The sequence below is a fragment of the Actinomyces sp. oral taxon 897 genome (assembly GCF_002999235.1).
Taxonomy (GTDB): Bacteria; Actinomycetota; Actinomycetes; order Actinomycetales; family Actinomycetaceae; genus Actinomyces.
Genome location: NZ_CP027236.1, coordinates 3,014,930 through 3,039,909 on the forward strand (window position 1 = coordinate 3,014,930; position 24,980 = coordinate 3,039,909).

General features: G+C 72.7%; 20 protein-coding genes. 12 read left to right on the top strand and 8 right to left on the bottom strand.

Going from position 1 to position 24,980, the window contains the following annotated elements:
- Positions 1-329 precede the first annotated feature (329 nt).
- From folP to C3V41_RS11940, 12 genes are all read left to right on the top strand, one after another.
- Complete coding sequence (gene folP, locus C3V41_RS11885; protein WP_106110849.1) at positions 330-1,127, top strand: dihydropteroate synthase; 798 nt, start codon at positions 330-332, stop codon at positions 1,125-1,127.
- Positions 1,124-3,856, top strand: a complete 2,733-nt coding sequence (gene folK, locus C3V41_RS11890) for a 2-amino-4-hydroxy-6-hydroxymethyldihydropteridine diphosphokinase (RefSeq protein ID WP_106110421.1) — start codon at positions 1,124-1,126, stop codon at positions 3,854-3,856. The genes folP and folK overlap by 4 nt, the downstream gene beginning before the upstream one ends.
- The gene (locus C3V41_RS11895) at positions 3,856-4,350 is read left to right on the top strand and encodes a DUF3180 family protein (protein ID WP_106110422.1); all 495 of its coding nucleotides are present in this window, start codon (positions 3,856-3,858) and stop codon (positions 4,348-4,350) included. Before folK ends, C3V41_RS11895 begins: the two co-directional genes overlap by 1 nt.
- Positions 4,351-4,383: 33 nt before the next feature.
- Positions 4,384-4,890 carry a PH domain-containing protein gene (locus C3V41_RS11900; protein WP_106110423.1) on the top strand — a complete coding sequence of 169 codons (507 nt, stop codon included), beginning with the start codon at positions 4,384-4,386 and terminating at the stop codon, positions 4,888-4,890.
- Positions 4,887-6,911, top strand: coding sequence for a PH domain-containing protein (locus tag C3V41_RS11905; RefSeq protein WP_106110424.1), 2,025 nt, complete (start codon positions 4,887-4,889; stop codon positions 6,909-6,911). The genes C3V41_RS11900 and C3V41_RS11905 overlap by 4 nt, the downstream gene beginning before the upstream one ends.
- 254 nt (positions 6,912-7,165) lie before the next feature.
- Positions 7,166-8,041, top strand: coding sequence for a Rossmann-like and DUF2520 domain-containing protein (locus C3V41_RS11910; RefSeq protein ID WP_254423758.1), 876 nt, complete (start codon positions 7,166-7,168; stop codon positions 8,039-8,041).
- An 83-nt stretch (positions 8,042-8,124) separates the two neighbouring features.
- Positions 8,125-9,258, top strand: coding sequence for a pantoate--beta-alanine ligase (panC, locus tag C3V41_RS11915; protein WP_254423603.1), 1,134 nt, complete (start codon positions 8,125-8,127; stop codon positions 9,256-9,258).
- A 50-nt stretch (positions 9,259-9,308) separates the two neighbouring features.
- A complete protein-coding gene (gene panD / locus C3V41_RS11920; protein ID WP_106110425.1) occupies positions 9,309-9,755 on the top strand; it encodes an aspartate 1-decarboxylase in 447 nt (148 codons plus the stop codon).
- 580 nt (positions 9,756-10,335) lie between these two features.
- Entirely contained in the window at positions 10,336-11,265 is a 930-nt protein-coding gene (locus C3V41_RS11925) for a hypothetical protein (RefSeq protein ID WP_106110426.1), read from the top strand.
- Positions 11,266-11,511: 246 nt separating this feature from the next.
- Positions 11,512-13,176 (top strand): lysine--tRNA ligase, encoded by a 1,665-nt coding sequence (locus C3V41_RS11930; RefSeq protein ID WP_254423604.1) that lies wholly within the window; start codon positions 11,512-11,514, stop codon positions 13,174-13,176.
- Between the two features lie 153 nt (positions 13,177-13,329).
- The gene (locus tag C3V41_RS11935) at positions 13,330-13,692 is read left to right on the top strand and encodes a cupin domain-containing protein (protein WP_106110427.1); all 363 of its coding nucleotides are present in this window, start codon (positions 13,330-13,332) and stop codon (positions 13,690-13,692) included.
- Between the two features lie 216 nt (positions 13,693-13,908).
- Positions 13,909-14,466, top strand: coding sequence for an RNA 2'-phosphotransferase (locus C3V41_RS11940; RefSeq protein WP_106110428.1), 558 nt, complete (start codon positions 13,909-13,911; stop codon positions 14,464-14,466).
- A gap of 355 nt (positions 14,467-14,821) precedes the next feature.
- On the opposite strand, the gene C3V41_RS11945 is transcribed toward C3V41_RS11940, so the two are convergent.
- From C3V41_RS11945 to C3V41_RS11980, 8 genes are all read right to left on the bottom strand, one after another.
- Positions 14,822-15,325, bottom strand: a complete 504-nt coding sequence (locus tag C3V41_RS11945; protein WP_106110429.1) for a DivIVA domain-containing protein — start codon at positions 15,323-15,325, stop codon at positions 14,822-14,824.
- A gap of 246 nt (positions 15,326-15,571) precedes the next feature.
- Positions 15,572-17,131, bottom strand: a complete 1,560-nt coding sequence (locus tag C3V41_RS11950) for a peptide MFS transporter (protein WP_106110430.1) — start codon at positions 17,129-17,131, stop codon at positions 15,572-15,574.
- Between the two features lie 413 nt (positions 17,132-17,544).
- The gene (locus tag C3V41_RS11955) at positions 17,545-18,987 is read right to left on the bottom strand and encodes a mannitol dehydrogenase family protein (protein WP_106110431.1); all 1,443 of its coding nucleotides are present in this window, start codon (positions 18,985-18,987) and stop codon (positions 17,545-17,547) included.
- A gap of 602 nt (positions 18,988-19,589) precedes the next feature.
- Entirely contained in the window at positions 19,590-20,240 is a 651-nt protein-coding gene (locus C3V41_RS11960; protein WP_106110432.1) for a LutC/YkgG family protein, read from the bottom strand.
- The gene (locus C3V41_RS11965; protein WP_106110433.1) at positions 20,240-21,961 is read right to left on the bottom strand and encodes a LutB/LldF family L-lactate oxidation iron-sulfur protein; all 1,722 of its coding nucleotides are present in this window, start codon (positions 21,959-21,961) and stop codon (positions 20,240-20,242) included. The genes C3V41_RS11960 and C3V41_RS11965 overlap by 1 nt, the downstream gene beginning before the upstream one ends.
- Positions 21,958-22,761 (bottom strand): (Fe-S)-binding protein, encoded by an 804-nt coding sequence (locus tag C3V41_RS11970; RefSeq protein WP_106110434.1) that lies wholly within the window; start codon positions 22,759-22,761, stop codon positions 21,958-21,960. Before C3V41_RS11970 ends, C3V41_RS11965 begins: the two co-directional genes overlap by 4 nt.
- Before the next feature lie 191 nt (positions 22,762-22,952).
- Entirely contained in the window at positions 22,953-24,113 is a 1,161-nt protein-coding gene (locus C3V41_RS11975) for a sensor histidine kinase (RefSeq protein WP_106110851.1), read from the bottom strand.
- A gap of 86 nt (positions 24,114-24,199) precedes the next feature.
- Entirely contained in the window at positions 24,200-24,859 is a 660-nt protein-coding gene (locus C3V41_RS11980; protein ID WP_106110435.1) for a response regulator transcription factor, read from the bottom strand.
- Positions 24,860-24,980: the final 121 nt, after the last annotated feature.

Genomic DNA, 24,980 nt, shown 5'->3' on the forward strand with positions numbered 1-24,980 from the left:
CCCCACGCCCCTGACGCTAGGGGCGCCGCCCCGGGGCGGGAACGCTCCGAACGTCGTCGTTCCCGCCCGTGCGTCCCCCTAAAGGCGGAGGCCCCCGGCCGTCTCCACCTCGGGACGACGAATAAGGCAGCGTCAAACAATAGCTTTGTTATATGCTAGATTATTTTAGTATGTGTTTATAGCCTCTGTTTCCTTGCTCCCGGCGAGGAGACGGCAGACCAGTCCCAGCATTCCTTCAGGCATCCCGATAGTCTGGGTACGTGACTGTGCCCGCCCCCCCACGCCCGGCGCCGCTGCCGAGCACGCTGCCCACCGACCGCACCCTGGTCATGGGCGTCATCAACGTCACCCCGGACTCCTTCTCCGACGGCGGCCGCTGGCTGGCCCCCGACGCCGCCCTCGCCCACGCCCGCACCCTGCTGGACCAGGGCGCCGACCTGCTCGACGTCGGGGGCGAGTCCACCCGGCCGGGTGCCGAGCGCGTCACCCCCGACACCGAGCAGGAGCGCGTCCTCCCCGTCGTGGAGGCCCTGGCCGCCCAGGGCGTCGTGGTGAGCGTGGACACCGTCCACGCCGCCACCGCCGCGGCCGCCGTCCGCGCCGGGGCCCTGGTGGTCAACGACGTCTCGGGGGGCCTGGCCGACCCGGGCATGTACGACGTCGTGGCCTCCACCGGCGTGGTCTACGTCTGCCAGCACTGGCGCGGCGACCCCGGGACCATGGACCGCCTCACCGACTACCCCCGGGGCGTCCTGGCCGGGGTGGAGGCCGAACTGGCCCAGCGCCTGGACGGGCTCGTGTCCGCCGGGGTGGCCCGTCACCAGGTCGTCATCGACCCCGGGCTCGGCTTCGCCAAGACCCACCCCCAGTCCTGGGAGCTGCTGCGCTCCACCGGCCGCCTCGCCCAGGACCTGGGCCTGCCGGTCCTCGTGGGGGCCTCCCGCAAGCGTTTCCTGGCCCTGGCCGCCGACCCGGCCCGGGCCACCGACCCCCTGGCGCGTGACTCCGTCACCGCCGCAACCACCGCCCTGGCCGCCAGCGCGGGCGCGTGGGCCGTCAGGGTCCACGAGATCCCGTCCAACCTGGACGCCGTCCGCACCGCCTCCCTATGGAAGGACCACCGATGAGCAGCACCACCGCCCCTGACCGGATCCGCCTGACCGGTCTGTCAGCCCGTGGTTTCCACGGTGTCCTGCCCTTTGAGAAGGAGGAGGGGCAGCTCTTCCTGGCCGACGTCACCATGGACCTGGGCCCGCGCGGGACCGTCGTGGCCTCCGTGACCGACGACCTGGACGACGCCGTGGACTACGCCGCCGTGGCCGACGCCGTCGTGGAGGTCATTACCGGGGAGAGCGTCAACCTCGTCGAGACCCTGGCCGAACGCATTGCCGACGTGGTCCTGGCCTTCCCCCGCGTGCTCCAGGTGGAGGTCAGCGTCCACAAGCCCCAGGCGCCCCTGGACGTGGCCTTCGACGACGTCTGCGTCACCATCACCCGCCAGGGCGTGACCAGCGAGCCCCGCCCCGAGGGCCCGGGCGCCCTGGGCGGGCGCGAGGCCCTGCCGGCACGCGGGCAGGCCGGGCGCCCGGCCCCGGCAGGACGTGAGGAGCCGGTGGGGCGTGCGGACGCACCGGCCTCCCGGCCCGCCTCGGGGCGTGAGGACGACCTGGTCACCCCCTTTGTCGACCCCGCCCACTCCGTGGTCGCGGCCGCGGACTCCGCCGCCGACATCCTCCCCGGGGGCTCGTCCTCCGTCGCGGCCACTGGCCCGCGCTCCCTGGCCGGGGGCGCCGACGCCGGCCGGTCGCGGGGGCTGGACCAGGAGCCGGCGTCCTCGGCACCGGCACCTGACTCCTGGGACGACCAGAGCCCCGCCTGGGCCCTGTTCGCCTCCTCCACCCAGGAGCCCACCACCAGCGCGGCCGCGGCGGACGGCATTGTGCCGCCCATGTTCCGTGAGGACCACCTGGTGGCCACCGAGCCCGCCTCGGCCTCCTCCGCCGAGCTGCCCTGGCAGGCCGGGCTCTCCCCGGTCACCCCCTCCCCGGCGACGGGGGGCGCGCACCCGGGTGCCTCGGACGTCCTGGGGCGCGCCCCGTCCCCGGGGCGTCCCGAGCAGGACCGGGCCGGGGACCCGGCCCCGACCGCCTCCGAGGAGCCCGTGGACCAGGGCCCCCACCAGCACTCCTACACCCCGGCGTCCTCTGCCTCGGTCTCCGCCTCCTCCGCCGAGCCGGTCGGGTGGTCCGAGCACCCCCAGGAGGCCGGGGGCACCCCGGTCCCTGAGCGGGCTGGCCGCGTCAGGGACGAGGTCGCCCTGGACGCCGTCCTGGGCGAGGGCACCCCGGCCCGGGCGGTGACGCCCGACGAGCCCCTCGGAGCGGGCCCCGCCGGGACCCCTGGCGGGACTCTTGGCGGCGAGCCCCGGCCGCAGACGGCCGCGTCCGCCCCCAGCGGGCCGCAGGCCCCCGGGTCCCACCGCGGCGGGGAGCCCTGGGAGCCCGAGCCCGGGCCCCAGGCCCTCCCCGAGCCCGTCGCGCAGGACGTCCCCCGCTCCGGGGCCCACGCCCTGGATCCGACGCCGCAGCAGGACGCCTCGGTCCCGGTGGTGCTGGGCCCGGAGATGGTCCCCACCCCACAGCCTGACGCCCCGGCCCACCGGCCGTGGAGCCCCTCGGCGCCCTCCGCCGTGGACTCCATGGCGGCCCCGACCGACCCGGCCGCGGCAGTCGACCCCTCGGGCTCCGGGGACCTGCCCCAGCGCCCCGTGGAGCCCTTCGACTCCCCGACCGACCTGGCGGAGGCGTCCATTGACGTCCTGGGACAGGCCCCTGCGCGCCCCGTCCCCGTCGTCATCGGCCTGGGCGGCAACGTCGGCACCGTCGTGATCGCCCTGAGGACCGCCGTCGCCACCCTGCGCAACACCCCGGGCATCACCGTCACCCAGGTGGCGCCCCTGGCGCGCTCGGCCGCGGTGCTGGAGGAGGGCAGCCCCTCCCAGCCCGACTTCCTCAACACGGTGGTCCTGGCGGACACCACCCTGTCCCCGCGCGACCTCCTGCAGGTCTGCCACCAGCTGGAGGACGCCGCCGGGAGGCTGCGCACCGAGCCCAAGGGACCGCGCACCCTGGACGCGGACATTATCACCTACGGCGAGATGACCTCCGACGACCCCGAGCTGACGATCCCGCACCCGCTGGCCGCCCAGCGGGCCTTCGTCCTGGCCCCCTGGGCCGAGGCCGACCCCTTCGGCGAGATCAACGGCCAGTCCGTCGCCGCCCTGGCCGACGTCGCCCCCGACCGGGACGGCCTGCGCTGGCTGGCCCTGGACTGGCTGGAGTCCGACCACCTCCCGGCCCTGCCCACGGGTCAGTACGTGGCCCCGCCCACCGGTTCCGCGGAGCAGGACCCAGAGGAGCCCGCCCCTGACGCCGGGCACCCGCTGCCTGAGGCCGCTCCACAGGACGCCGGGGCGCAGGAGGCCTGGCAGGAGGAGCCCGCCGCACCCGCCGAGCCGTGGAGCACCTCCGCCTCCCTGCCCCCCGTCGCCCAGTCCTCCTCCCGCTCCGCTCGCAGCGCCAGGTCGGCCCGTAGCCCCCGCTCCGCCCACAGCGCCGAGCTCGCCCCCGGTGCCGAGTTCGCCTCCGGTGCCGAGTTCGCCTCCGGTGCCGAGCCCGTGCCCGCTGACGGGGCTGGTGCCCCTGGTGCCGCCGGCGTCGCGGAGGCCGCCCCCCAGGGGCGTACCCAGGAGCGGCGTGACGGCATCGGCTCCCTGTTCCCCGACAGCCGGTCCGGCTCGTGGTCCGAGCCCCTGGGGTGGAACGACGTCCTGGGCCGGGACGGGCGGTCGTCCTGATGCACCGCACGCGGTGGACCACCCTCCTCGCGTGCTTCCTCCTCCTGGCGGTCCTCTCCGGCGCCGGGTACGACCTGAGCCTGCGCCACCACGGGTGGGTCCCGGCAGTCAGCCTCTGGGGCGGGGCGGCGGTCCTCGTCATGACGCTCGTCGTCCTGGTGGCAGGGCGTGGCGTCAGGAGGCTGCGTGCGCACGAGCCCACCTGGATGACCCCGACGGGCGCCGCCATGACCGCCCTGGCGGCCCAGTCCTCCAGCCTGGGCGCGGCCGCGCTCGGCGGGCTCTACGCCGGGGCGCTGGTGTGTGCCCTGGTCCACCGCGGGACGCCCGCCATGACGGGCCTGACGTGGAGCGCGGGCGGCTGCGTGGCGGCCTGCGTCCTGTGGCTGGGCACCGGTCTGCTCGTGGAGCACTGGTGCGCCATTGACGAGTCCGACGACGACGCCCAGGACCACGGCCCGCACTCCCTCCCGCCCGGGAGCGCCGCCGCCTGACCCGTCCCCCCGTGAGGGAAGAGAAGAGGTCCTATGAGCCAGACCGCTACAGCGACGTCGCCCGACCCCTTTGCGCCCCCGGGCGTCACCTTCTGCCCCGTCTCACCCCGGCTCGTGACCGTCAGGCTCATTGGCGCCTGGGCCGGCGGCGTGGTCCTCGCGGCCGGCCTGGCGGTGCCCGGCGTGCTCCTGAGCCCCTGGTTCCACCTGGGGGGCGTGGCCGCGCTCGTCGGGTCCGCGTGGCTGACCTGGCTCGTCCCCCGCCAGGTCAGGGCCATGGGCTACGCCCTGGGCGAGGACCACCTCCTGTGGCGTCACGGCGTCATGTTCCGCACCCTGTCGGTCGTCCCCTACGGGCGCATGCAGTTCGTGGACACCAGCCAGGGGCCCCTGGCCGCCCACTACGGGATCGCCAAGGTCCGCCTCCACACGGCCTCGGTGTCCACTGACGCCACCATTAACGGGCTCCCGGCCGCCGAGGCCGAGCACCTGCGCCGGATCCTGGCCGAGCGCGGCGAGCAGCGGATGGCCGGGCTGTGAACGACCCAGCAGCCCCCGACGCCGTCGTGCCAGCAGACGGACAACCCGGGCGGACCAGCCGGTTCGCACGGCAGATCCGCCTGCCTGGGCACCTGACCTGGCACCGGGTCCACCCCGTGAGCCTCCTGCTGGAGACCTGGCACACGCTCGTGGCCGTTGTCGCCGTGGGTGCCGTGAACAACCTCGACCAGGTCCGGGACATCTACCACGCCGCCCGCGAGCACGGCCTCAACCTCCTGGACGACGGGGTGCTGACCAGGGCCGTCATAGTAACCGGGGTCGTCCTGCTGGCCTGGACCGGTTTCCAGGTCGCCGTGTGGTGGACCCGCCGCTACGCCGTGGACGCCGACGCCGTCTACTACCGCACCGGCGTCCTCGTGCGTCGCCTGCGCGTGGCCCGCCTGGTACGGATCCAGTCCGTCGACGTGGTCCACCCCCTGGTCGGACGCCTCCTGGGCCTGGGCAGGCTCACCCTGGAGGTCGTCGGCGGCGCGGACTCCCACGTCACCATCGGCTACCTGCCCTCACGTGAGCTGACGGCCCTGCGTGAGGAGATACTGCGCCTGGCTGCTGGTGGGACTGGCGGTGCCAGCGAGCCTGTGACCATTGGCGGGCCTATTGCTGCCAGCGAGCCTGTGGCCACTGACGAGGCTGTGACCGCTAGTGGGCCTGTGACCGCCAGCGAGTCTGTGACCACCAGCGGGGCCCTTGCCGAGGTGCCCGGAGCCCCCGAGGCTCCCGCCCTCTCGGTCTCACCCGTCCCATCCGTCCCGTCTGCCTCATTTACCTCGTCCGCCTCTCCTGCTTCGTCTGCTTCACCCATCTCGCCTATTCTGGGTGCTCCATCCACTTCGACTATCCCACCCGCCCCATCCACCTCGTCTACCTCACCCATCTCACCTGTAACATCCGCCTCATCTACCCCGCCCACCCTGCCCGCCTCACCCGCTCCACTCGGCTTTGCCGACGCGCTCGCGGCCCCGGTGCGCCCCGACGGTGTAGGGAGGGTGGAGGAGCACGACCTCTACCACGTCGAGCCCAGGATCCTCATTGGCTCCCTCCTGCGCAGCATCGGCGTCCTCTCGGGCGCTGTCGGTGGCCTCCTCCTGGTGGTCGTCAGCGTGATCGAGTCCGCGACCGGCCACGCTGGCGCCCCAGGAGGCGGGATCGGGCAGGTACTCGTCATTGTCTCCGGGCTCGTGGGCTACCTCTCCTACGCCTGGAAACGCCTGCGCTCAGGCTGGGGCTTCCGCGCCTGCGCCACCCCCGCCGGGATCCGCCTGCGCTACGGGCTGACCGACGCCGTCTCGGTCACCCTGCCGCCCGGGCGCGTCCACGCCGTCGAGCTCTCACGCAATATCCTGTGGCGGTCCAGGGACTGGTGGGGTGTACGGGTCATGCTCGCCGGGCGGGAGGGCGAGGGCGGTGACGACGTGCGCTCCCAGGCCAGCCGCCTGCTCCCCGTCGGCACCCGCACCGACGCCCTGCGGGCCCTGTGGCTCGTGGTCCCCGACCTGGGAGTGGACTGCCCGGACCGCCTGCTCGCCTCCGCCCTGGACGGCCGGGGCTCGCCCACGGGCACCCCGGAGCCCGGGTGGACCGCCTGCGCCCCTCGCCGCTCCCGCTGGCTGGCACCCCTGGGGTGGAGGTGCCAGGCGGTGGCGCTCACCAGCACCTGCGTCATCATCCGCCGGGGCCGCTGGCGACGCCGCGTCACGGTGGTGCCCTACCCGCGGATCCAGTCCCTGCGCCTGCGTCAGGGGCCGGTTGCCCGCCGCCTGGGGCTGGCGGGGGTGCTGCTCAATATGGTCGACGCGACCAGCCTCATGGGCTGCCTGGTGCGCAGGATGGACCAGGCCGACGCCGCCCGCACGGGTGAGATGGTGGCGCGCCGTGCCCTGGAGCGCCGCGAGCAGGAGCACCTTGACCGCTGGCTGGAGCGCGCCGCCGGGACCGCTCCCTGGACCGGCGAGGTGGCGGGAGTGTCCCGGCGCCCGGGACGTGAGACGATCACGCCGTGAGCGAGCCCGACCACCGTCCTGACCGTCCTGACCGGCCCGCCAGCAGCCCGGGCCGCCCCGGTCCCGCCAGCCCGGGTCGCTCCGCTGACCTGGGCCGTCCTGCTCCTGCCAATCTGGGCCGCCCTGCTGACCAGCTCGGTTCTGCCGCCCCGGGCCGCCTCGCTGACCAGCCCAGCCCCGCCGCCCCGGACTGCCCCGCTCCCGCCGCCCCGGACTGCCCCGCTCCCGCCGCCCCGGGCAGGCGACCGGGTCGTCTGGGGGTGGGGGTCGTGAGCGCGGGCAAGGTAGGCGCCGTCCTCGGCTCCGCCCTGCGCGCCGTGGACCACCAGGTCATTGGCGTCCACGCCGTCTCCCAGGCCTCCCGCGAGCGCGCCGAGACGCTCCTGCCCGGTGTCCCCCGACTTGAGGTCGAGGAGATCCTCGAGCGCTGTGAGCTGGTGCTCCTGGCCGTCCCCGACGACGCCCTGGCGCCGCTGGTGCGGGGGCTGGCCGACCTGGGGCGCTGGCAGGCCGGGCAGATCGTGGTCCACACCTCCGGGCGCTACGGCGTCAGGGTGCTGGAGCCTGCCGCGCGCTGCGGAGCCATCCCGCTCGCCGTCCACCCGGCCATGACCTTCTCGGGGATGAGCATGGACCTGCCTCGGCTGGTCGGCTGCCCCATGGCCGTCACGGCCCCCGCCGTCGCCCTGCCCATAGCCCAGGCCCTGGCCGTCGAGCTCGGGGGAGAGCCCTTCGTCCTGGAGGAGTCCGCCCGCCCGGCCTACCACGCCGCCCTGACCCACGGGGCCAACCACCTGGTCACCCTCGTGGGCCAGGCGGTGCGGGTGCTCGCGGCCGCCGGGGTGGACGACGGCGGGCAGGTGCTGCGCCCCCTGCTGACCGCCGCCCTGGAGCGGGCGCTGTCGGAGGGGGCCGACGCCGCCCTGACCGGCCCGGTGGCCCGGGGGGACGCGGGGACGGTGCGCGTGCACCTGGATACCCTGGCAGGGCTGGACGACGGGACGGGGACAGGACTGGGCGACGTCGTGGAGTCCTACCGGGTGCTGGCGCGCGCCACCCTGGAACGGCGCGTGGGGCGCCTGGGGCCCGAGCAGGCCGCCGCCCTGCGTGAGGTGTTGGGGGACTGCTGAGGGGCTGTTCCCGAGGTCTGCCGGCCGGGGTGGGGCGTACCTCGAGGGCCGGACGTGCCCGGGACAGGACTAGCGTTGGGGCCATGGCCTCCACCTGCGTCCCCGTCACCCTGACCCGTTCCCGCCCTGAGCTCGCCGACGCGCTCGCCGCGGCCCCCGGCCCCCGCGCCGTCGTCATGACCATGGGGGCCCTCCACCAGGGGCACCTCGACCTGGTGGCCGAGGCCGCCCGCCGTGTCGGCGCCCACGGCACCGTGGTCGTCACCATCTTCGTCAACCCGCTCCAGTTCGCCGCCGGGGAGGACCTGGACGCCTACCCGCGCACCCTCCAGGCCGACGTCCAGGCCCTCGGCGACGCCCTGACCGGCCCGGACGGCGCGCTGGTGGTGGGACGCCTGCTCGTGTTCGCCCCCACCCCCGAGGTCATGTACCCCGGGGGCCAGCCGGCTGTGCGCGTTGACCCCGGCCCCGTGGCCACCGTCCTGGAGGGCCGCACCCGCCCCACCCACTTCGCCGGCGTGTGCCAGGTGGTGCTCGCCCTGCTGCACCTGACGGCCCCCAGGTGGGCTTTGTTCGGCCGCAAGGACGCCCAGCAGCTCGCCATTGTGCGTGCCATGGTGCGCGACCTCGCCGTCCCGGTCGAGGTCGTCCCGGTGGACATCCGCCGCGAGGCCGACGGCCTGGCCATGAGCTCGCGCAACGTCTACCTCAGCGGCACCCAGCGTCAGCAGGCCCTCGCCCTGTCCCGGGCGCTGGCGGCCGGCAGCCGGGCGGCGGCGGGCGGGGCCGACGGCGCCGGGGTCCGTCAGGCGGCGCTGGCCGTCCTGGGCGGTGCCGACGGGGTGGAGGTCGACTACGTGGCCCTGGTGGACCCGGACTCCTTCGTGGATCTTGCCGACGCCGGGTTGGGACTGCCCGCGGCCCCCCAGGTCGCGCCGGCAGAGCCGGGGGCTGGTACCGGACAGACCGGGGACGAGCCAGGGGCCGGGGAAGACCCTGGGCGGGAGGTCAGTGCCGGTGCAGGGCGGGAGGCCTCCCTGGATGATGGCCTCCGCCAGGACGACCGGGGCCGCGGGCAGACCGGGGTAGGTCCGGAGGCCGGGGACGACCCTGGGCGGGAGGTCAGTGCTGGTGCAGGGCGCACCGCCCTCCTGGCGCTGGCCGCCCGGGTCGGCAGCACCCGCCTCATTGACAACGCCCTGGTGGTGCTGTACTGAGTGCCCTCTCACGTTGCCGTGGGTCAGGGCCCTGCCTACCCTGGGCCGCGATGAGCTCACGACTGCGGACGATGATGACGTCCAAGATCCACCGTGCCACTGTGACCCAGGCCGACCTGCACTACGTCGGTTCCATCACCGTGGACGCCGACCTCCTCGACGCCGCCGACCTCCTGCCGGGTGAGCGCGTCGATATCTGCGACTGCACCAACGGCAGCCGCCTGTCCACCTACGTCATCCCCGGTGAGCGCGGGTCGGGGCGGATCTGCGTCAACGGCGCCGCCGCGCACCTGGTGAGCCCGGGCGACGTCGTCATCCTCATTGCCTACTCCCAGATGTCGGACGCCGAGGCCCGCACCTACCGGCCCCACGTGGTCTTCGTGGACGCGGACAACCGGGTCGTGGAACGGGGCAGCGAGCCCGGTCAGGTCCCCCTGGGCTCCGACGCCGCCCGCCTCCAGGGGCTGCGGTCCTCCGGACTGCCCCTGGGCGGCTGAGTTGCACATTCTTTTTACAATCCTCGATCATAAAATGGCGAGATCATGCGGATCCGCGATTGGGAGGCGGGCTCTCTGACAGGATGAATGTGCAACGAGGACGCTGTTGCACATTCATCTGCGTGCGGCGGGCCCCCCGTACGGAGAAAACGTTGAGAATCCGCCAACTGCTTGTCAGGGGACCGAGGATGAATGTGCAACTCCGTCAAGGGCGGCCGCAATGAGGGCCAGGACGGGCTCCCGCCCGGTCATGACGTCCTCGTACGTCAGGCGCAGGACTACGAGCCCCCGCAGGGGGACTGCGGCGGCTTTGCGGTGAGCCGACCTGTACGCCGGGCACGATCCCCCGCAGGGGGGACTGCGTGAGGGGCGCGCTACTGATCTGGATGGTGCGCACGATCCCCCGCAGGGGGCTGCGGTCGCTGGCCAGCGTGCTCACGTCCACGTGTCCACGAGCTCCCCGCATGGGGGACTGTGCCGGGGCCTTCCGCTCAGGGACGCCACCGTGCCTAGACTGCTCCCAGGGGCGTCCGCCACTGCCCCCGCAACGTCCTGACCGTGACACTCCGGAGGAACCGCAATGGCGCACAGGAAACACGCCGCGCTGCGGACCGCTCTGCTCCTGGTCGTCGTGTTCGGCCCGCTGGTGCTCGTGGCCGCGGGCCTGCGCTACCTCGTGGTCCGGGTGGAGAGGGGTGAGATGGTCGGTGTCTCCCAGGCGATCGTCCTGGGGGTGCCGGCGGTCGTCGTGCTGGTCATGGCCGTCTGGGTGTACCGGAGCGCCTCGAAGCTCCGTGCCAGTTCCATGACCCCGGCACAGCGCCTCATGCTCAGGCAGCTTAACGAGGACACCACCCTGACCTTCCCCGCCTTCTACCTGGGGCCCCAGCCGGTGGGGACCGACGGCGCCCCTATGACGGACAAGGTGTCCCTCGTCGTCACGTGCCACACCGTGAGCGTGCGTCCCGGTGCCGGCGTGGGTACCGTCCTGTGCGACGCCGACGGCGCCCGGGTCCGTTCCCGCCTCCTGCCCGACCCCCGCGTCCCCGACCTCCACGTCCCCGACCCCCGCATCGGCGAGCGGCAGCCGGGGCCGACGGTTCCCGGCCTGGCAGTCGCCCACCCCAGCCTCCTGTACCCTCAGGCCGTCGGGAGCCTGGAGGCCGAACGGCGCTGGGAGGACGGTCCCGAGGATCTGACCGCCTGCGCCCAGCAGGTCGCGCTCGAGACGGGGCTGGATGCCGGGGAGCTGGCCGATGCGCTCCTGAGCGGGGACACCCGGCGCGTGGCCGCCTTGGACGCCGCCGCCGGCGGCTACCTGGGGCAGATGGTTCCCGGCCCCGGGGGAGGGGTCGTGTTCCGGGCCCCTGAGATGCGCCTGGTCGTCGCCGACCCGGAGCGCCCCGGCGTCCCGGCCGACGAGGTCGTGGTCGGCAAGGTGGCGCTCGCGGTGCGGCAGACCCTGGAGGGGCCGGGTGCGCCGTCGCAGGGTGCGCCCAGCACCGGGTGAGCCCCCACCCGGGCTCGGGGAGACCGTCGAGTCCCGCTTCCCGTGGCGCAGATTCCGAAGGCGCCACCGCCCAGGCCTGAGGAGACCGTGCCCTGGTACTGCGCGCGGATGACCCCCGCCCGGGCTCGGGGAGACCGTAAAGGTGGTGCGCGGGCGGAGGCCGGGACCTGCCCGGGGCCGTGAGGTGAGGAGCACCCTGCGCCCCGCCTCCCGACCACCGGGGGAGGCGCGGATAGACTCGCGCGCGTGACTCATGCACCCGTTCCCGCTCCCGACACCGTCAACCAGGGCCCTGCCCCCGAGCCCCCGAGCAACGCCAGGACACCCAGGGCCGACCCGGGCCCGGGTGAGCAGTTCCAGGTACGCGCGGACAAGCGTCAGCGCCTGCGCGACGAGGGCTGGGACCCCTACCCCGTATCCGTCCCCGTCACCACCACGATCGCCGCCGTGCGCGAGGCCTACGGCCACCTTCAGGCCGGCCAGGAGACCGACGACGTCGTCGGCGTGGCCGGGCGCGTGGTCTTCCTGCGCAACACCGGCCGCCTGTGCTTCGTCACCCTGGCCGACGGCGCGGGCACCACCCTCCAGGCCATGCTGTCGGCCAAGGCCCTGCCCGCGCACGGGCACACCGCGCTGGCCGCCTTCAAGACGGACGTGGACCTGGGCGATCACCTCTTCGTCCACGGCCGCGTCATCTGCTCACGCCGCGGGGAGCTGTCGGTCATGGCCGAGCCCGTCCTGCGCCAGGGCGTGGCTCCCGCCGACGCCGGGGACGACGACGTCGCCGTCCCTGCCTGGCGCATTGCCTCCAAGGCCCTGCGCCCCCTGCCCAAGACCTGGACCAACGAGGCCGGTGAGGCGGTGACGCTCTCGGAGGAGGCGCGCGTGCGCCGTCGTGAGCTGGACCTGCTCACCCGCCCGGCCGCCCGCGACATGGTGCGCACCCGCGCCGCCGTCGTACGCTCCCTGCGCGACAACTTCCACCGCCGTGACTACCTGGAGCTGGAGACCCCCATGCTCCAGGTCATCCACGGTGGGGCCGCCGCCCGCCCGTTCATCACCCACATGAACGCCTTCGACATGGACCTCTACCTGCGCATTGCCACGGAGATCTACCTTAAGCGCGCCGTGGTGGGGGGCGTGGACCGCGTCTTCGAGATCAACCGCAACTTCCGCAACGAGGGCGCCGATTCCTCCCACTCCCCGGAGTTCACCGCCCTGGAGGCCTACGAGGCCTACTCCGACTACGACGGCATGGCCGAGCTGACCCGCGACCTGGTCCAGCAGGCCGCGCGCGACGCCTTCGGCCTGCCTGAGGGCGGCGAGGTGGTGACCCTGGCCGACGGCACCGAGTACGACCTGTCCGGGCAGTGGGACAAGATCGACCTCTACACCTCCGTCTCCCAGGCCCTGGGGGAGGAGGTCACGGTGGACACCCCGCGCGAGCAGTTGGTGGCCCACGCCGAGCGGATCGGCCTGGAGGTGGACGACTACGCCGTGGCCGGCAAGGTCGTGGAGGACATCTTCGAGGAGCTGGTGGGCAGCAAGCTGTGGGCCCCGACCTTCGTCTACGACTTCCCCGAGGACACCTCCCCGCTGACCCGCTACCACCGCTCGCGCCCGGGGCTGACCGAGAAGTGGGACCTGTACGTGCGCGGCTTCGAGACGGCCACCGCATACTCCGAGCTGGCCGACCCCGTGGTCCAGCGCGAGCGCTTCGAGGCCCAGGCCCTGGCCGCCGCCAACGGCGACCCCGAGGCCATGGTGCTGGACGAGGACTTCCTGGTGGCCATGGAGCAGGGCTTCCCGCCCTGCGGCGGCATGGGCATGGGCATTGACCGCCTGCTCATGGCCCTCACCGGCCAGGGCATCCGCGAGACCATCACCTTCCCGCTGGTCAAGCGCTCCTGAGACGACGGCGCGGCACCGGGATCCGGGGCCCGTAGCGTAGTGAACGAGGCCTGAATAAACAAGGCTTGAACCGGAAGAAAGCGTGGGCTATGTTCACCCTGCCGGGCGGGAGCGTCCGGCGGGGTGAACCGTGCTACGTGAGGAGATAGCGGTATGACCATTAGCGAGACCACGAGTTCCGCGCGTGACTCCAGCGTCCACACCGGCCTGTCTGCCGACTTCCCGATGACCGCGGGTGAGAAGAAGGTCCGTGAGGTCGTCAACAACGAGCTGCTCGTCGTCGTCGAGTTCGTCCTCGGCGCCGACCAGCTGATCCACGAGGAGGAGCCCTCGCCCATGCCGACGGTCCTGCACGTGCTCGAGGGCACGATCAGGTTCTTTATCGACGGCATTGAGCACGAGCTGAGTGCTGGCGACGTGGCCTACATGGCGACCGGCGCCAGGCACGGCGGCCGCTCGGTGAGTGCTGCACGCTTCAGCCTCGTCGGGCTGAAGCAGGGTGCCGCCAGCGCGTGACCGGGCCCGGTGGGGGCGTCCCGTAGCGGACACCCCCCACCGCACCGGGGCCGCTCGGGCCGGGTCGGCCTCGATCCCGGCCCAGTGGGGGCGTCTCCGTGGCCCACGGCTACCGATCCCGGCCCAGCGGGGGCGTCCTCCACCGTACCGGGGCCGCTACCGGGGCCGAGCGGCTCGCCATGCGGTCCCTGCCGTGACTCGGTAGGATCGGCTGCCATGGATGAACGCAGGCTCACCGGGATCAGTCGGGTGCTGTCGCACGCGCTCCGCCACGACCCGGGCTACTACGGGCTGACGCTCGATCCCGAGGGGTGGGTGGACCTCAAGGACATGGTGGCCGCCCTGCGGCGTACCCGTGGGCGGCGTGACGTCACCGCCGCCGACGTCGAGCAGGCTGTCGCCACGGCGAGCAAGCAGCGCCACGAGATCCGCGACGGCCGTATCCGGGCGCTGTACGGCCACACGGTCGACGTGCGGATCGAGTACCGGGCCGCCGTCCCGCCCGACGTCCTCTACCACGGCACCTCCCCGGCCAAGGTCGGCCTGGTGCTGGCCAGGGGCCTGCTGCCCATGGCCCGCCAGAAGGTGCACATGTCCGCCGACGTGGAGATGGCCACCGCCGTCGGGTCACGTCACTCCCCCACCCCCATGATCCTGCAGGTGGACGCCGCGGCCGCGCACGCCCACGGCATCGAGTTCTACCCGGGCAGCGAGCGCATCTGGATGGCCGACGAGGTACCGCCCGCCTACCTGAGCGTCTTCGTCCAGGAGTGAGCCAGGCGGGCGAGGCAGGGGTCAGGGCCCGCCCACCAGCAGCCCTCCCCACCCACCCACCCACCGCGAGAACGGTACTTATTCGTCGCGAGAACGGTACTTGTTTGCCGCGAGAACGGTACTTATTGTTCGTGAGAACGGGCACGCGACCGCCGCGGGCACCGGGATCCGGGGCGCGCACCTCCCGGCGTCAGGCACCGGGCGAGAGCCGGGGCGCGCACCCGGGGCGTGCGCACCTCCCGGCGGGTCCTTCAGGCCCCGGGGACGGTGGGACGGTTGCCGAGCCGTCCTGGGAGAGCGGGTGCGAGCCGCCTCAGACCCGGGGACGCTTGCCGGGCCGGGCGGCCCCGGGGCCTTAAAGACCGGCCTGCGCCAGGCGCTGCCGGGCGGCGGCGAGCTCGTTGCGCAGGCGGGCGTTCTCCTGCTCCAGCCCGGCAACGTACTGGTCGTGCTCGCCCCCCGGGGCCACCGCGGCCCCCGGTGCCGTCGCGGCCCCGGCCTGGGCGCCGCCCCCGTCACCGCTGAGGTTGCTGGCGGCCCACTTCTCCCAGGTGTACAGGGTCTCGGCCAGGTCGTCGAGGAAGGTGTCTACCTCCGGCTGGGAGTACCCCTCGTGGCGTCGGGTCGCCCGGAAGCGGCTGCCGGTGACCATGGCCGAGGTGACCTGCCCCTGGGACCAGGCCGTCCGCACGTCCACGCTCTTCCCGGAGGCCAGCGCGTCGGACAGGCTCTCCCAGGTGCGCAGGGTGCCGGTCACCTCCTCCAGGAACTCGTCGACCTCGTCCTGGTCGTAGCCCTCGCGGAACCTGGTCGCCTTGAATTTCTGGCTCGTCACGTCCTCAGCGCTCAGCTGTGCCATTGTCTGCACCTTTCCTCTCTGTCGGCGTCGTGGCGCCGGTTACACCAGGGTAACTCAGGTGCTGACCGAGACGGTGGAGACGGCCCGCCGGGCGTCCTTACGCGCCCGTCCCACCGACGTCGAGCTCAGCGCCGGTGGGACGGGCGTGAGGCTAGTCCCGCAGGCGTCGGGCTCGGCGCCAGGAGGCTTCTGACGCCCTGACGAGAACGGGCGCCGCCACCAGAGGTCGGGCTCGGCGCGGGGAGGCTACCGGCTGGCGTCAATGTCAGCCATCTGCCTCTGCGTCCAGGGGGCGACGGCGAACACGCCGAGCGCCACCACGATGGTGACCGCGCCCAGGCCGTAGAAGTACACCGCGTCGCTGACCTCCTTGGTGTTGGCGATGACGACGCCAGCCAGCCCCTGGCCCGTGGAGATGGCCAGCAGCCACAGCACCATTGCCTGGGAGGCGAACTGCTTGGGGGCCAGCGCGGTGGTGGTGGCCAGGCCCACCGGGGAGAGGAACAGCTCGCCCACGGTCTGGATCACGAACACCAGCGCCAGGAACCACCACGGCGCCAGGTTCTCCCCGCCCGTCCAGAGCTGGAAGCCGTAGCCGGTGACCAGGGCGGAGACGCCCACAATGAGCACGGCGGTGGCGAACTTGACCACCGTGGGGATGGAGCGGCCGAGGCGTCGGGCGAAGAACCACCCGACCAGCGGGGCCAGCACGATAATCGCGGCCGGGTTGACGGACTGGTAGGCCTCCGGGCTGAGGACCCAGCCGAAGGGAGTGGTCCCGTCGGTGTTCTTCTGGGCGAATACCGCCATCTTGCCCGAGGCCTGCTCGAAGATGGTGAAGAACAGCACCGCGCCGACCCACAGGGCGATATAGGCGCGCAGGTGGACGCGCTCGGTGCTGGTGACCTTGGGGGAGCGGAACATGAGGGTGAAGTAGGCGATCGAGGCCCCCAGGGCGATTGCGAAGACCATGTAGGTAATGGCGTCCGGCAGGGAGTGGAGGAAGATGTTCAGGACCCAGGTCACCAGGACGACCGCCGCGATCCCGGCCCCGCTCATGACGAGCAGGCGGTTGCGCTCCTCGGGGCGGAGCGGGTTGGGTACGTTAAAGGCGAAGGCGGAGAGCTTGCTGCGCCCGTAGACGAAGGCGACCAGGGCCAGGGCCATGCCGACGGCGGCCGCCATGAATCCCGCGTGGTAGCCGTAGTGGTTCTTGAGCCAGCTGGTGACCAGCGGCGATGCGAAGGAGCCAATGTTGACGGACATGTAAAACAGCTGGAATCCCGCGTCGCGGCGCGGGTCGTCGGAGTCGTACAGGCCTCCGACGATCGTGGAGAGGTTGGGTTTGATAAAGCCGGTGCCAATGGCCACCAGGACAATGCCTACCCAGGCCATGGCATTGACCGGGACGGAAAGACACACGTGCCCCGCCATAATCACGACGCCGCCGTACAGGGTGGAGGGCCAGGGGCCGATCACGCGGTCGGCGAATATTCCGCCAGGAATTGCCAGGAGGAATACGGCGGCCCCGTATACCGCCATAATAATGGTCCCGGTGTTGTCGTCGATCCCCAGCCCGCCGTCCTCGACCGCGGCGGTAATGAAGTACAGCAGGATGGCGCGCATCCCGTAGTAGGAGAAGCGCTCCCACATCTCGACGTTGAGCATCCAGGGCAGGCCCCTGGGGTGGCCCAGCAGCCCGCGGTCCTCCTTGGAGGGGGTGGTGCGCAGGGTGGCGGGTTTCCACATACTGGTTCTGACAGGTTCGTCATCGGTACTGTTGACGGTGGTTGGGGTGCGCCTCATGGGTCCCTCTTCCTGCTAGAGCGTCTGCTAGAGCATGCCTGTTGATTCAGGCCAGCGACGTTAGGGAAGCCTACCCTGGAGACGCTGGGCGCGCCCCCCTCCTCCCGTCTGGGGCGTGCCTCGTCCCGTCCAGGGCGCGGCAGGGCGTGACAGGGCGTGGGACCGGGTGAGTCTCGGGTGAGGGCGCCCCCTGCCTCCGCGCCCTGGCGGGTCGGTGGGTTGTCCCCTCGGGCAGGACGGGCTCGGTCGCCTGCCTTTGTGCCCTGGCGGGTCGGTGGCCGACGTCGGCCCGCCAGGACACGGCCGGGGGACGCGCTGGGGGACACGGCCCGGGGGCGCGGCCGTCGGCCCACTGGCTCAGGCGCGCCCGGCCGGGGCTCCCCGGAGCCCGCCCCGTCCCCGCCAGCTCAGGCCTACTCGGCCAGGGCCCTCAGGCGCGCCCGCACCCCCTGCTCGCGCAGGGCCGCCAGCTCCTGGGCGTAGGTGGAGGCAAAGCGCTCGTCGTCCGCCAGGTCCCCGAAGACCTCCTTGTTGCCGATGAAGCCGGTGGCCTCGCCGTCGGCCTGGGCCTGCGCGAAGGGGCGCAGGTCGTCCACCACGGGGATGGCCGCGCCGTTCTCGTCGGTGCCGAGCACGCCCAGCGACCAGGCGGCGCACATGGCCGTCCCCAGGCGGATGGGGCCGTCCGCCTCCAGGTTGGCGCGTACGGTCGGCAGGACGAACTTGGGCATGCCGGAGGGGGCGAAGAAGGCCAGGCGCGCCAGGGTGTCGGCGATCGCGGCGTTGGTAAAGCGCTCAAAGAGCGTGTCCACGTACCGGTCGAGGTCGATGCCGGGCACCGCCAGCAGCCGCGGGCGCGCCTCCCGGGTGAGGAAGGCGCGGGTCCAGGCGGCGATCTCGGGGTCGGCGGCCGCCTCGTGGGCGTACTCAATGCCCAGCAGCCGCCCCCAGTGGGCCAGGGCCTGGTGGGAGGCGTTGAGCAGCCGCAGCTTCATGAGCTCGTAGGGGACGACGTCGTCGACCATCTGCACCCCGACCTCCTCCAGGGGCGGGCGCCCGGTGGGGAAGGCGTCCTCGAGCACCCACTGGGTGAAGGGCTCGCACACCACCGGCCAGGCGTCCTCCACCCCGAGCTCGGCGGTGACCTGCTCGATGTCCGCCGGGGTCGTCACCGGGGTGATGCGGTCCACCATGCAGTTGGGGAAGGAGACGTTGGCCTCGATCCAGTCGGCCAGCTCGGGGTCGCTCATGCGGGCCTGGCCCACGACGGCGGTGCGGGCGACCTTCCCGTTGCCCGGCAGGTTGTCGCAGCTCATGACCGTGAAGGGGGCGGTGCCCTCCGCCCGGCGCCGCCTCAGGGCCTCGACGATGTAGCCGAAGGCGGTGGTGGGCTCGTGGGGGCTGGCGGCGTCGTGGCGGGCGCCGTCGGAGCCGGTGCGGAAGGCCCCGGTGGCGTCGTCGGTGTTGTAGCCGCCCTCGGTGACGGTCAGGGAGACAATGCGGGTGGTCGGGGCGGTCATGACCTCCAGCACGCCCTGGCGGTCCTCAGGGGCGAAGCGGTAGTCGTGGATGGAGCCGATGACCGTGGTCTCGTGGTGGCCGTCGGGGTGCTTGAGGGTCAGGGAGTAGAGGTGGTCCTGGCCTGCCAGGGCGTCGCGCATGCGCGCGTCCCCGGGCATGAGGCCGACGCCGCAGATGCCCCAGTCCAGGGCCTTGCCGTCACGCATGAGGCGGTCAAGGTACATGGCCTGGTGGGCGCGGTGGAAGCCGCCGACCCCCATGTGGACGATGCCGGTGGTCATGGCGGAGCGGTCGTAGGTGGGGGCCAGGGGGGAGCTGGCCAGTGAGGTGGTCATGGTCAGGCCTTTCAGCTGCGTCGGGGGGCGTGGACACGGCAGCCGTGACGACTGTCATATCTATTGTGCGCCACCTGTCCCACAGCCGTCGAGGCCCGGACGAGGCGGCGCGGGTCGCCGCACTCCTGGGCCGGCGCCCGGGGGCTGGCAGTCCCGGACTCCCCGGGTCGCGGGTCGCCGCCTTCCGGCTGGCCTGCCCGGAGTACCTGCGTCTGCCCCGCCTGCCCGGGCCTTGCCACGTAGGTCAGGCAGGCGGAAGGTCCCGCCTGCCCCGCCTGCCCGGGCTGGTGGCGGCCGGCAGGCGCGGACCCTGGACTACCTGCTTGCCCCGCCTGCCCGGGCGGCGTCCTGGACGGGCACGCAGGACGTCAGCGACCTGGCCACCTGCCCTGCCTGCCCTGGCTGGTGGCACGGGCTGGCGGCACGGGTGCAATGCGGGCCTGCCTGCCCGGCGCCCCGGCCCGGTCCCACCACCGCGCCGCCCGGCTCACCCGTCACGGCCGGCAGCCGCACCCGCAGACGGGCGTGGTCCGTTCTCACGGCGAACAAGTACCGTTCTCGCGAGGAATAAGTACCGTTCTCGCGGTGGGGGAGTGGTGGGGCTAGTGGGCGACGACCACGCCCAGGTGGCGCGGGCCGTGCACGCCGTTGACGCGCACGAGCTCAATGTCGCTGGTGGCCGAGGGGCCCGCCACCCAGGTCATGGGGCGTGTGGGGTGCGCCCCGAGCACGTCCACCGCCTGGGGGACGGTGGGGACCACCATCTGGCGCTCCAGGACCACCACGTGCCTGTCGGGCACCAGGCTAATGGCCCGACGCCCCTGGTCGGGCTCGCCGTCGAGCACGATCGTGCCCGAGATGGAGATACCGACCCGTGAGCAGGTCACCACGGCGTCGACCTGGTCCAGCTCCAGGGTGGGCACAGGCGCCTCACGGGAGTCCTGGCGCAGGGTGCGCCCGCCCCGGGCGGCGGCGTCCTTGTAGGCCTGGGGCAGCCCGGAGGGCACCACCACGACCCGGGCGCTACCCAGGAGGGCGTCAATGGCGTCCAGGACGCCCTGCTCCGTGGGCTCCACCCTCACGACGGCGTCGTAGTCCTCCAGCTTGTCCACCATGTCGGCCACGACGGCCTCAGAGCCCGGGGCGTGGGCGCCCACGCGGGTGTAGTTACGCGGCACGGGGCGGGCGGGTCCCCGCTGGGAGCGGGAGATCGCGTCACGGGCACGGGCCAGGACGGCGGTACGGGCGTCCATCAGTCCTCCTTCTTGGTGCGGGTGGTGGCGGTCGCGCCCTTGGCGCCCCTGGTGACGGTGGGAGCGCCAGCAGCGGCCCCCGGCGCGGTCCCGGAGGTGGTACCGCCAGCGGCCGCCGGTACGGTCCCGGCCCCTGCCGGTGCGGCCCCGGCCCCCGGCGCGGTCCCGGAGGCGGTACTACCAGCGGCCCCGGGGCCGTGGGTGCGCCTCCACCAGTCACGGAAGTTCTCCGCCGGGGGCGCCGGGATGTCGCGTGACACCGTCCACATGGAGGCGGGGAAGGGCAGGGCCCCGATCCGGCCGCTGCGGCCCACCAGGCGGGTGGCCTTGACGGCCTGGGCGGCGGCGGACCACAGCCGCCCGCTGCTCATGACCGGGGCGGTGGTGCCCATGGCCAGGTCCCACATGTCCGGGACCACCTTGCGCTTGACGTCCACGCTGCGGGCACGCAGGTGGATGAGGATGGTGGGGATGTCGATCTTGACCGGGCAGGCCTCCCCGCAGGCCCCGCACAGGGAGGAGGCGAAGGGCAGGGTGTGGACCGGGTCGTCGTCGGCCAGCCCCTGGGTGAGCTGGGGGGTCAGGGCGGCCCCGATGGGCCCGGGGTAGACCGAGCCGTAGGCGTGCCCGCCGGTGTGCTGGTAGACGGGGCAGATGTTCATGCAGGCCCCGCAGCGGATGCAGTGCAGGGCCTCGCGCCCGATGGGGTCGGCCAGGGCCTTGGTGCGCCCGTTGTCCATGAGGATCAGGTGGAACTCCTGGGGGCCGTCACCGGGGGTGACGCCGGTCCACATGGAGGTGTAGGGGTTCATACGCTCCCCGGTGGCGCTGCGCGGCAGGAGCTGGGAGAAGATCTCCACGTCCTGGAAGCGGGGTACCAGCTTCTCGATCCCCATGAGGGTGATGAGCGTGTCCGGCAGGGTCAGGCACATGCGCCCGTTGCCCTCGGACTCGAAGATCGAGACGGTCCCGGTCTCGGCCACGCCCATGTTGGTGCCCGAGACGGCCACGGAGGCGTGGAGGAACTTGTGGCGTAGGTGGGCGCGGGCGGCGGCGGTGAGCTCGCGGGGGTCCTCGGACAGGTCCGCGGGGGCGTCGTCCATGCGGTCCAGGAAGATGCCCCGCACCTCGGCGCGGTTGCGGTGGATGGCGGGGACCACGATGTGGGAGGGCATGTCGTCGGCGAGCTGGACGATCATCTCGGCCAGGTCGGTCTCGTGGGCGTGGACGCCCCGGTCGGCCAGGTACTCGTTGAGGTTGGTCTCCTGGGTGGCCATGGACTTGATCTTGACGACCTCGTCCACGCCCTTGGACTCAATGATCGAGGCCACGATCCGGTTGGCCTCGGCGGCGTCGCGGGCCCAGTGGACGATCCCGCCGCGGGCCGTGACATTGGCCTCGAAGCGCTCCAGCAGCTCGGGCAGGTTGCTCATGACCTCGTTCTTCACGGCGCTGGCCGCCTCGCGCAGGTCCTCCCAGTCCGGCATCTCGGCCACGCGCAGGTCCCGCTTGGCCCGGATGGTGCGGGTGGCGTGGCCCAGGTTGCGGCGCATCTGGGTGTTGGCCAGGGTCTTGTGGGCGCCCTGGGGGAAGGTGTGGCCCCAGCGCAGGGTGTCGCGGGGCTGGACCACGGTGGTGCGCCAGCCCCCGGTGTGGGCGGCGGGGTCCAGGGCCTCGGTCTTGGCGGCGGTGCGGGGCATGCCCAGGAATGTCAGGCTCATCGGATGACCGCCTCCTGGGCGGAGGGCGCGAAGGACTGGAAGCCGTTGAAGGGGGCGTCCTTGGTCGAGGCCAGGATCTCGGCCAGGTGCATAATGCGCACCCCGGAGTTGAGCCGGGACAGGCCTCCGCCAATGTGCATGAGGCAGGAGTAGTCGCCGGTCACCAGGACCTCGGCGCGGGTGGACATGACGTTGGACACCTTGTCGGCCAGCATGGCGGTGGAGGTCTCGGAGTTCTTCATGGAGAAGGTCCCGCCGAACCCGCAGCAGACCTTCTCCTCGGGCAGCGGGGCCAGGTCGATGCCCTCCACGGCCTTAAGCAGCCGGTAGGGGCGGTCGCCCACCTTGGTAATGCGCAGGGAGTGGCAGGTCGGGTGGTAGGTGACCCGGTGGGGGAAGTAGGCGCCGACGTCGACCACCCCCAGGACGTCCACCAGGAGCTCGGTGAGGTCGTAGGTACGGGCCGCCACCTGGGTGGCGCGGCGGGCCAGGGCGGTGTCGCCCACGTGCTCGGCCACCAGGGCCTGCTCATGGCGGGTGGCGCCGGTGCACGAGCCCGAGGGGACCACAATGGCGTCCCACTGCCCGTCGAGCACGGGGGAGAAGGTCCGCACGTGGTTGCGGATGAGCTGGGCGGCCTTCTCGAAGTACCCGGTGTTGGCATGCATCTGGCCGCAGCACACCTGCCCCTCGGGGAAGACGACCTCGTGGCCGAGCCTCTCCAGGAGGGTCACGGTGGCCTGCGGCGCCTGCGGGAACATGGTGTCCCCGATACAGGTCGCGAAGAGTGCGATTCGCACGGTCGAGCCTCATTTCAACGACGGCGTTGCAGGTCTGGTGCCAGCACGGTACCGATGCCGGCCACCGGTTCCCGGCGCACGCCCCCTCGCCCCGGGGCAGAGGGGCGCAGACCGGCGAGATAACGGGGATCCCGGGCCCTGGGCCCGGGGCGCGCGAGGGGCGGCAGGACGCTAGGCGGACAGTTTTTGCGTCACGACGTCGTGTGCTTTTGCCTACCGTCCCCCGCGCTGGGGACCGGGCCCGGTACCGGCAGGGCCAGGACGGCCGTCAGCCCCCCGCCCGGGTTGGCACGCAGGTCCAGGGTCCCGTGGTGGGCCAGGGCGACGGCCGAGACAATGGCCAGGCCCAGGCCGTGGCCCGACCCGCGGGTCCGCCCCCGGCCCTCCCCGCGCACGAAGGGTTCGCGCAGGGAGTCCAGCTTGTCGGCGGGCACTACCGGGCCGTCGTTGCGGATGCTCAGGCGGACGGCGTCCGCCTCCTGGGACAGGGCGACCTCGACCCGGCCAGCGGGGATGTTGTAGCGCACCGCGTTGCGCAGCAGGTTGGAGACGGCCTGGCGCAGCAGCACCGGGTCGCCGTGGAGGACGGCGGCGCCCAGGTGGTGGTGCACGCTCACGTCGTGCTCGTCGGCCTGGGGGGCGAGCGCCGCCAGCTCGGCGAGCACCACGGCCTCCAGGTCCACCTCCTCGTGGGCCAGGTTCCCGGACTGGGCGTCGGCCAGGTCCAGCAGGGCGTCGATCGTCTCCACGTTGGCGCGGTTGGTCCTCCACACGCGCCTCATGAGGGCCCGCAGGTCCTCCACCGAGGCGTCGGGGTCGGCCAGGGCCACGTCGATCATGGTCTGGGTGGTGGCCAGGGGCGTGCGCAGCTCGTGGGAGGCGTTGGCGGCGAACCGGCGGTGCGCGGCGAAGGAGCGCTCCAGGGAGTCCAGCATGCGGTCAAAGGTGTCCGCCAGGTCGTGGATCTCGTCACGCGGCCCGGACAGGGCCAGGCGCTGGCTGAGGTCGCCCGAGGCGGCACGGTTGGCCACGGCGTTCATGGAGGACAGCGGCCGCAGCATACGGCCGGCCAGCACCCAGCCCACCGTCCCCGAGACGACCGCCAGCAGCACCAGGGCCACGACGGCCGAGCGCAGCACGCTGGTCAGCAGGTCGAGCAGGTTGGTGTCCACCCGGGTCGCCTCGCTGGGGACCTTGATCTGCATGCCCGACGTCGGGGCGGTGCCCGCGCCCTGGGCGGGCAGGTCGAACTGGATATTGAAGGTGACCAGGCGGGTGTAGAGGTAGACCATGGCAATGAGCACGGTCCCCGAGGTGGTCACCAGGCCGGCGTAGGTCAGGGTCAGGCGCATGCGGATCCCCAGGCGGCGCGGCCGGTGCAGCCCGGCGTCGGGCTGGGTGCGCCCGGTGCGTCGGCGCGTCGTGGCCCCGGAGTCCCTCACGCGCTGAACCTGTAGCCGGCACCGGGGACCGTCTGGATCACCCAGGGCTCACCGAGCTTGCGGCGCAGGTGGGAGATGGTCACCCGGGTGGAGTTGGTGAACGGGTCGGCGTTGGCGTCCCAGGCCTTCTCCAGCAGGGTCTCGGCGCTGAGGACCCCGCCGTCGGCCTCCATGAGCACCTGGAGGACGGCGAACTCCTTGGGGCTGAGCCGGACGAACCGCCCGTTGCGGTACACCTCCCGCCTGAAGGGGTCCAGGCGCACCCCGTGGGCCTCGATCACCGGGGTCCGGGCGGGCTGGCTGCGCCGCCCCAGGGCCCGCAGCCGGGCCACCAGCTCAGGGAACTCGAAGGGCTTGGTCAGGTAGTCGTCCGCCCCCAGCTCGAAGCCGTCCACACGGGCGTCCAGGGTCCGGGAGGCAGTGAGCATGAGCACTCGCGTATGGGGATAATCACGTACTATGGTGCGGCACACCTCGTCGCCGTGGACGACCGGCAGATCCCGGTCCAGCACCACGATGTCGTAGTCGTTGGTGGTGATCTGCTCCAGGGCGCTGGCCCCGTCCCCCACGGTGTCCACCGCCATCGCCTCGCGCCGCAGCCCGGTGGCGATCGCCTCGGCAAGGTACTCCTCATCCTCCACGACCAGCACCCGCACGCCCTCGTCCCCCTTGCTGCCACAGGCCCGAGGCCGTCCCGGACCGTCCGGGAAGGATACACCCTGGACCTCGACGATGTTGCTGAAACATAAGCGAATTCCTGAACGCTCCGGCAACACC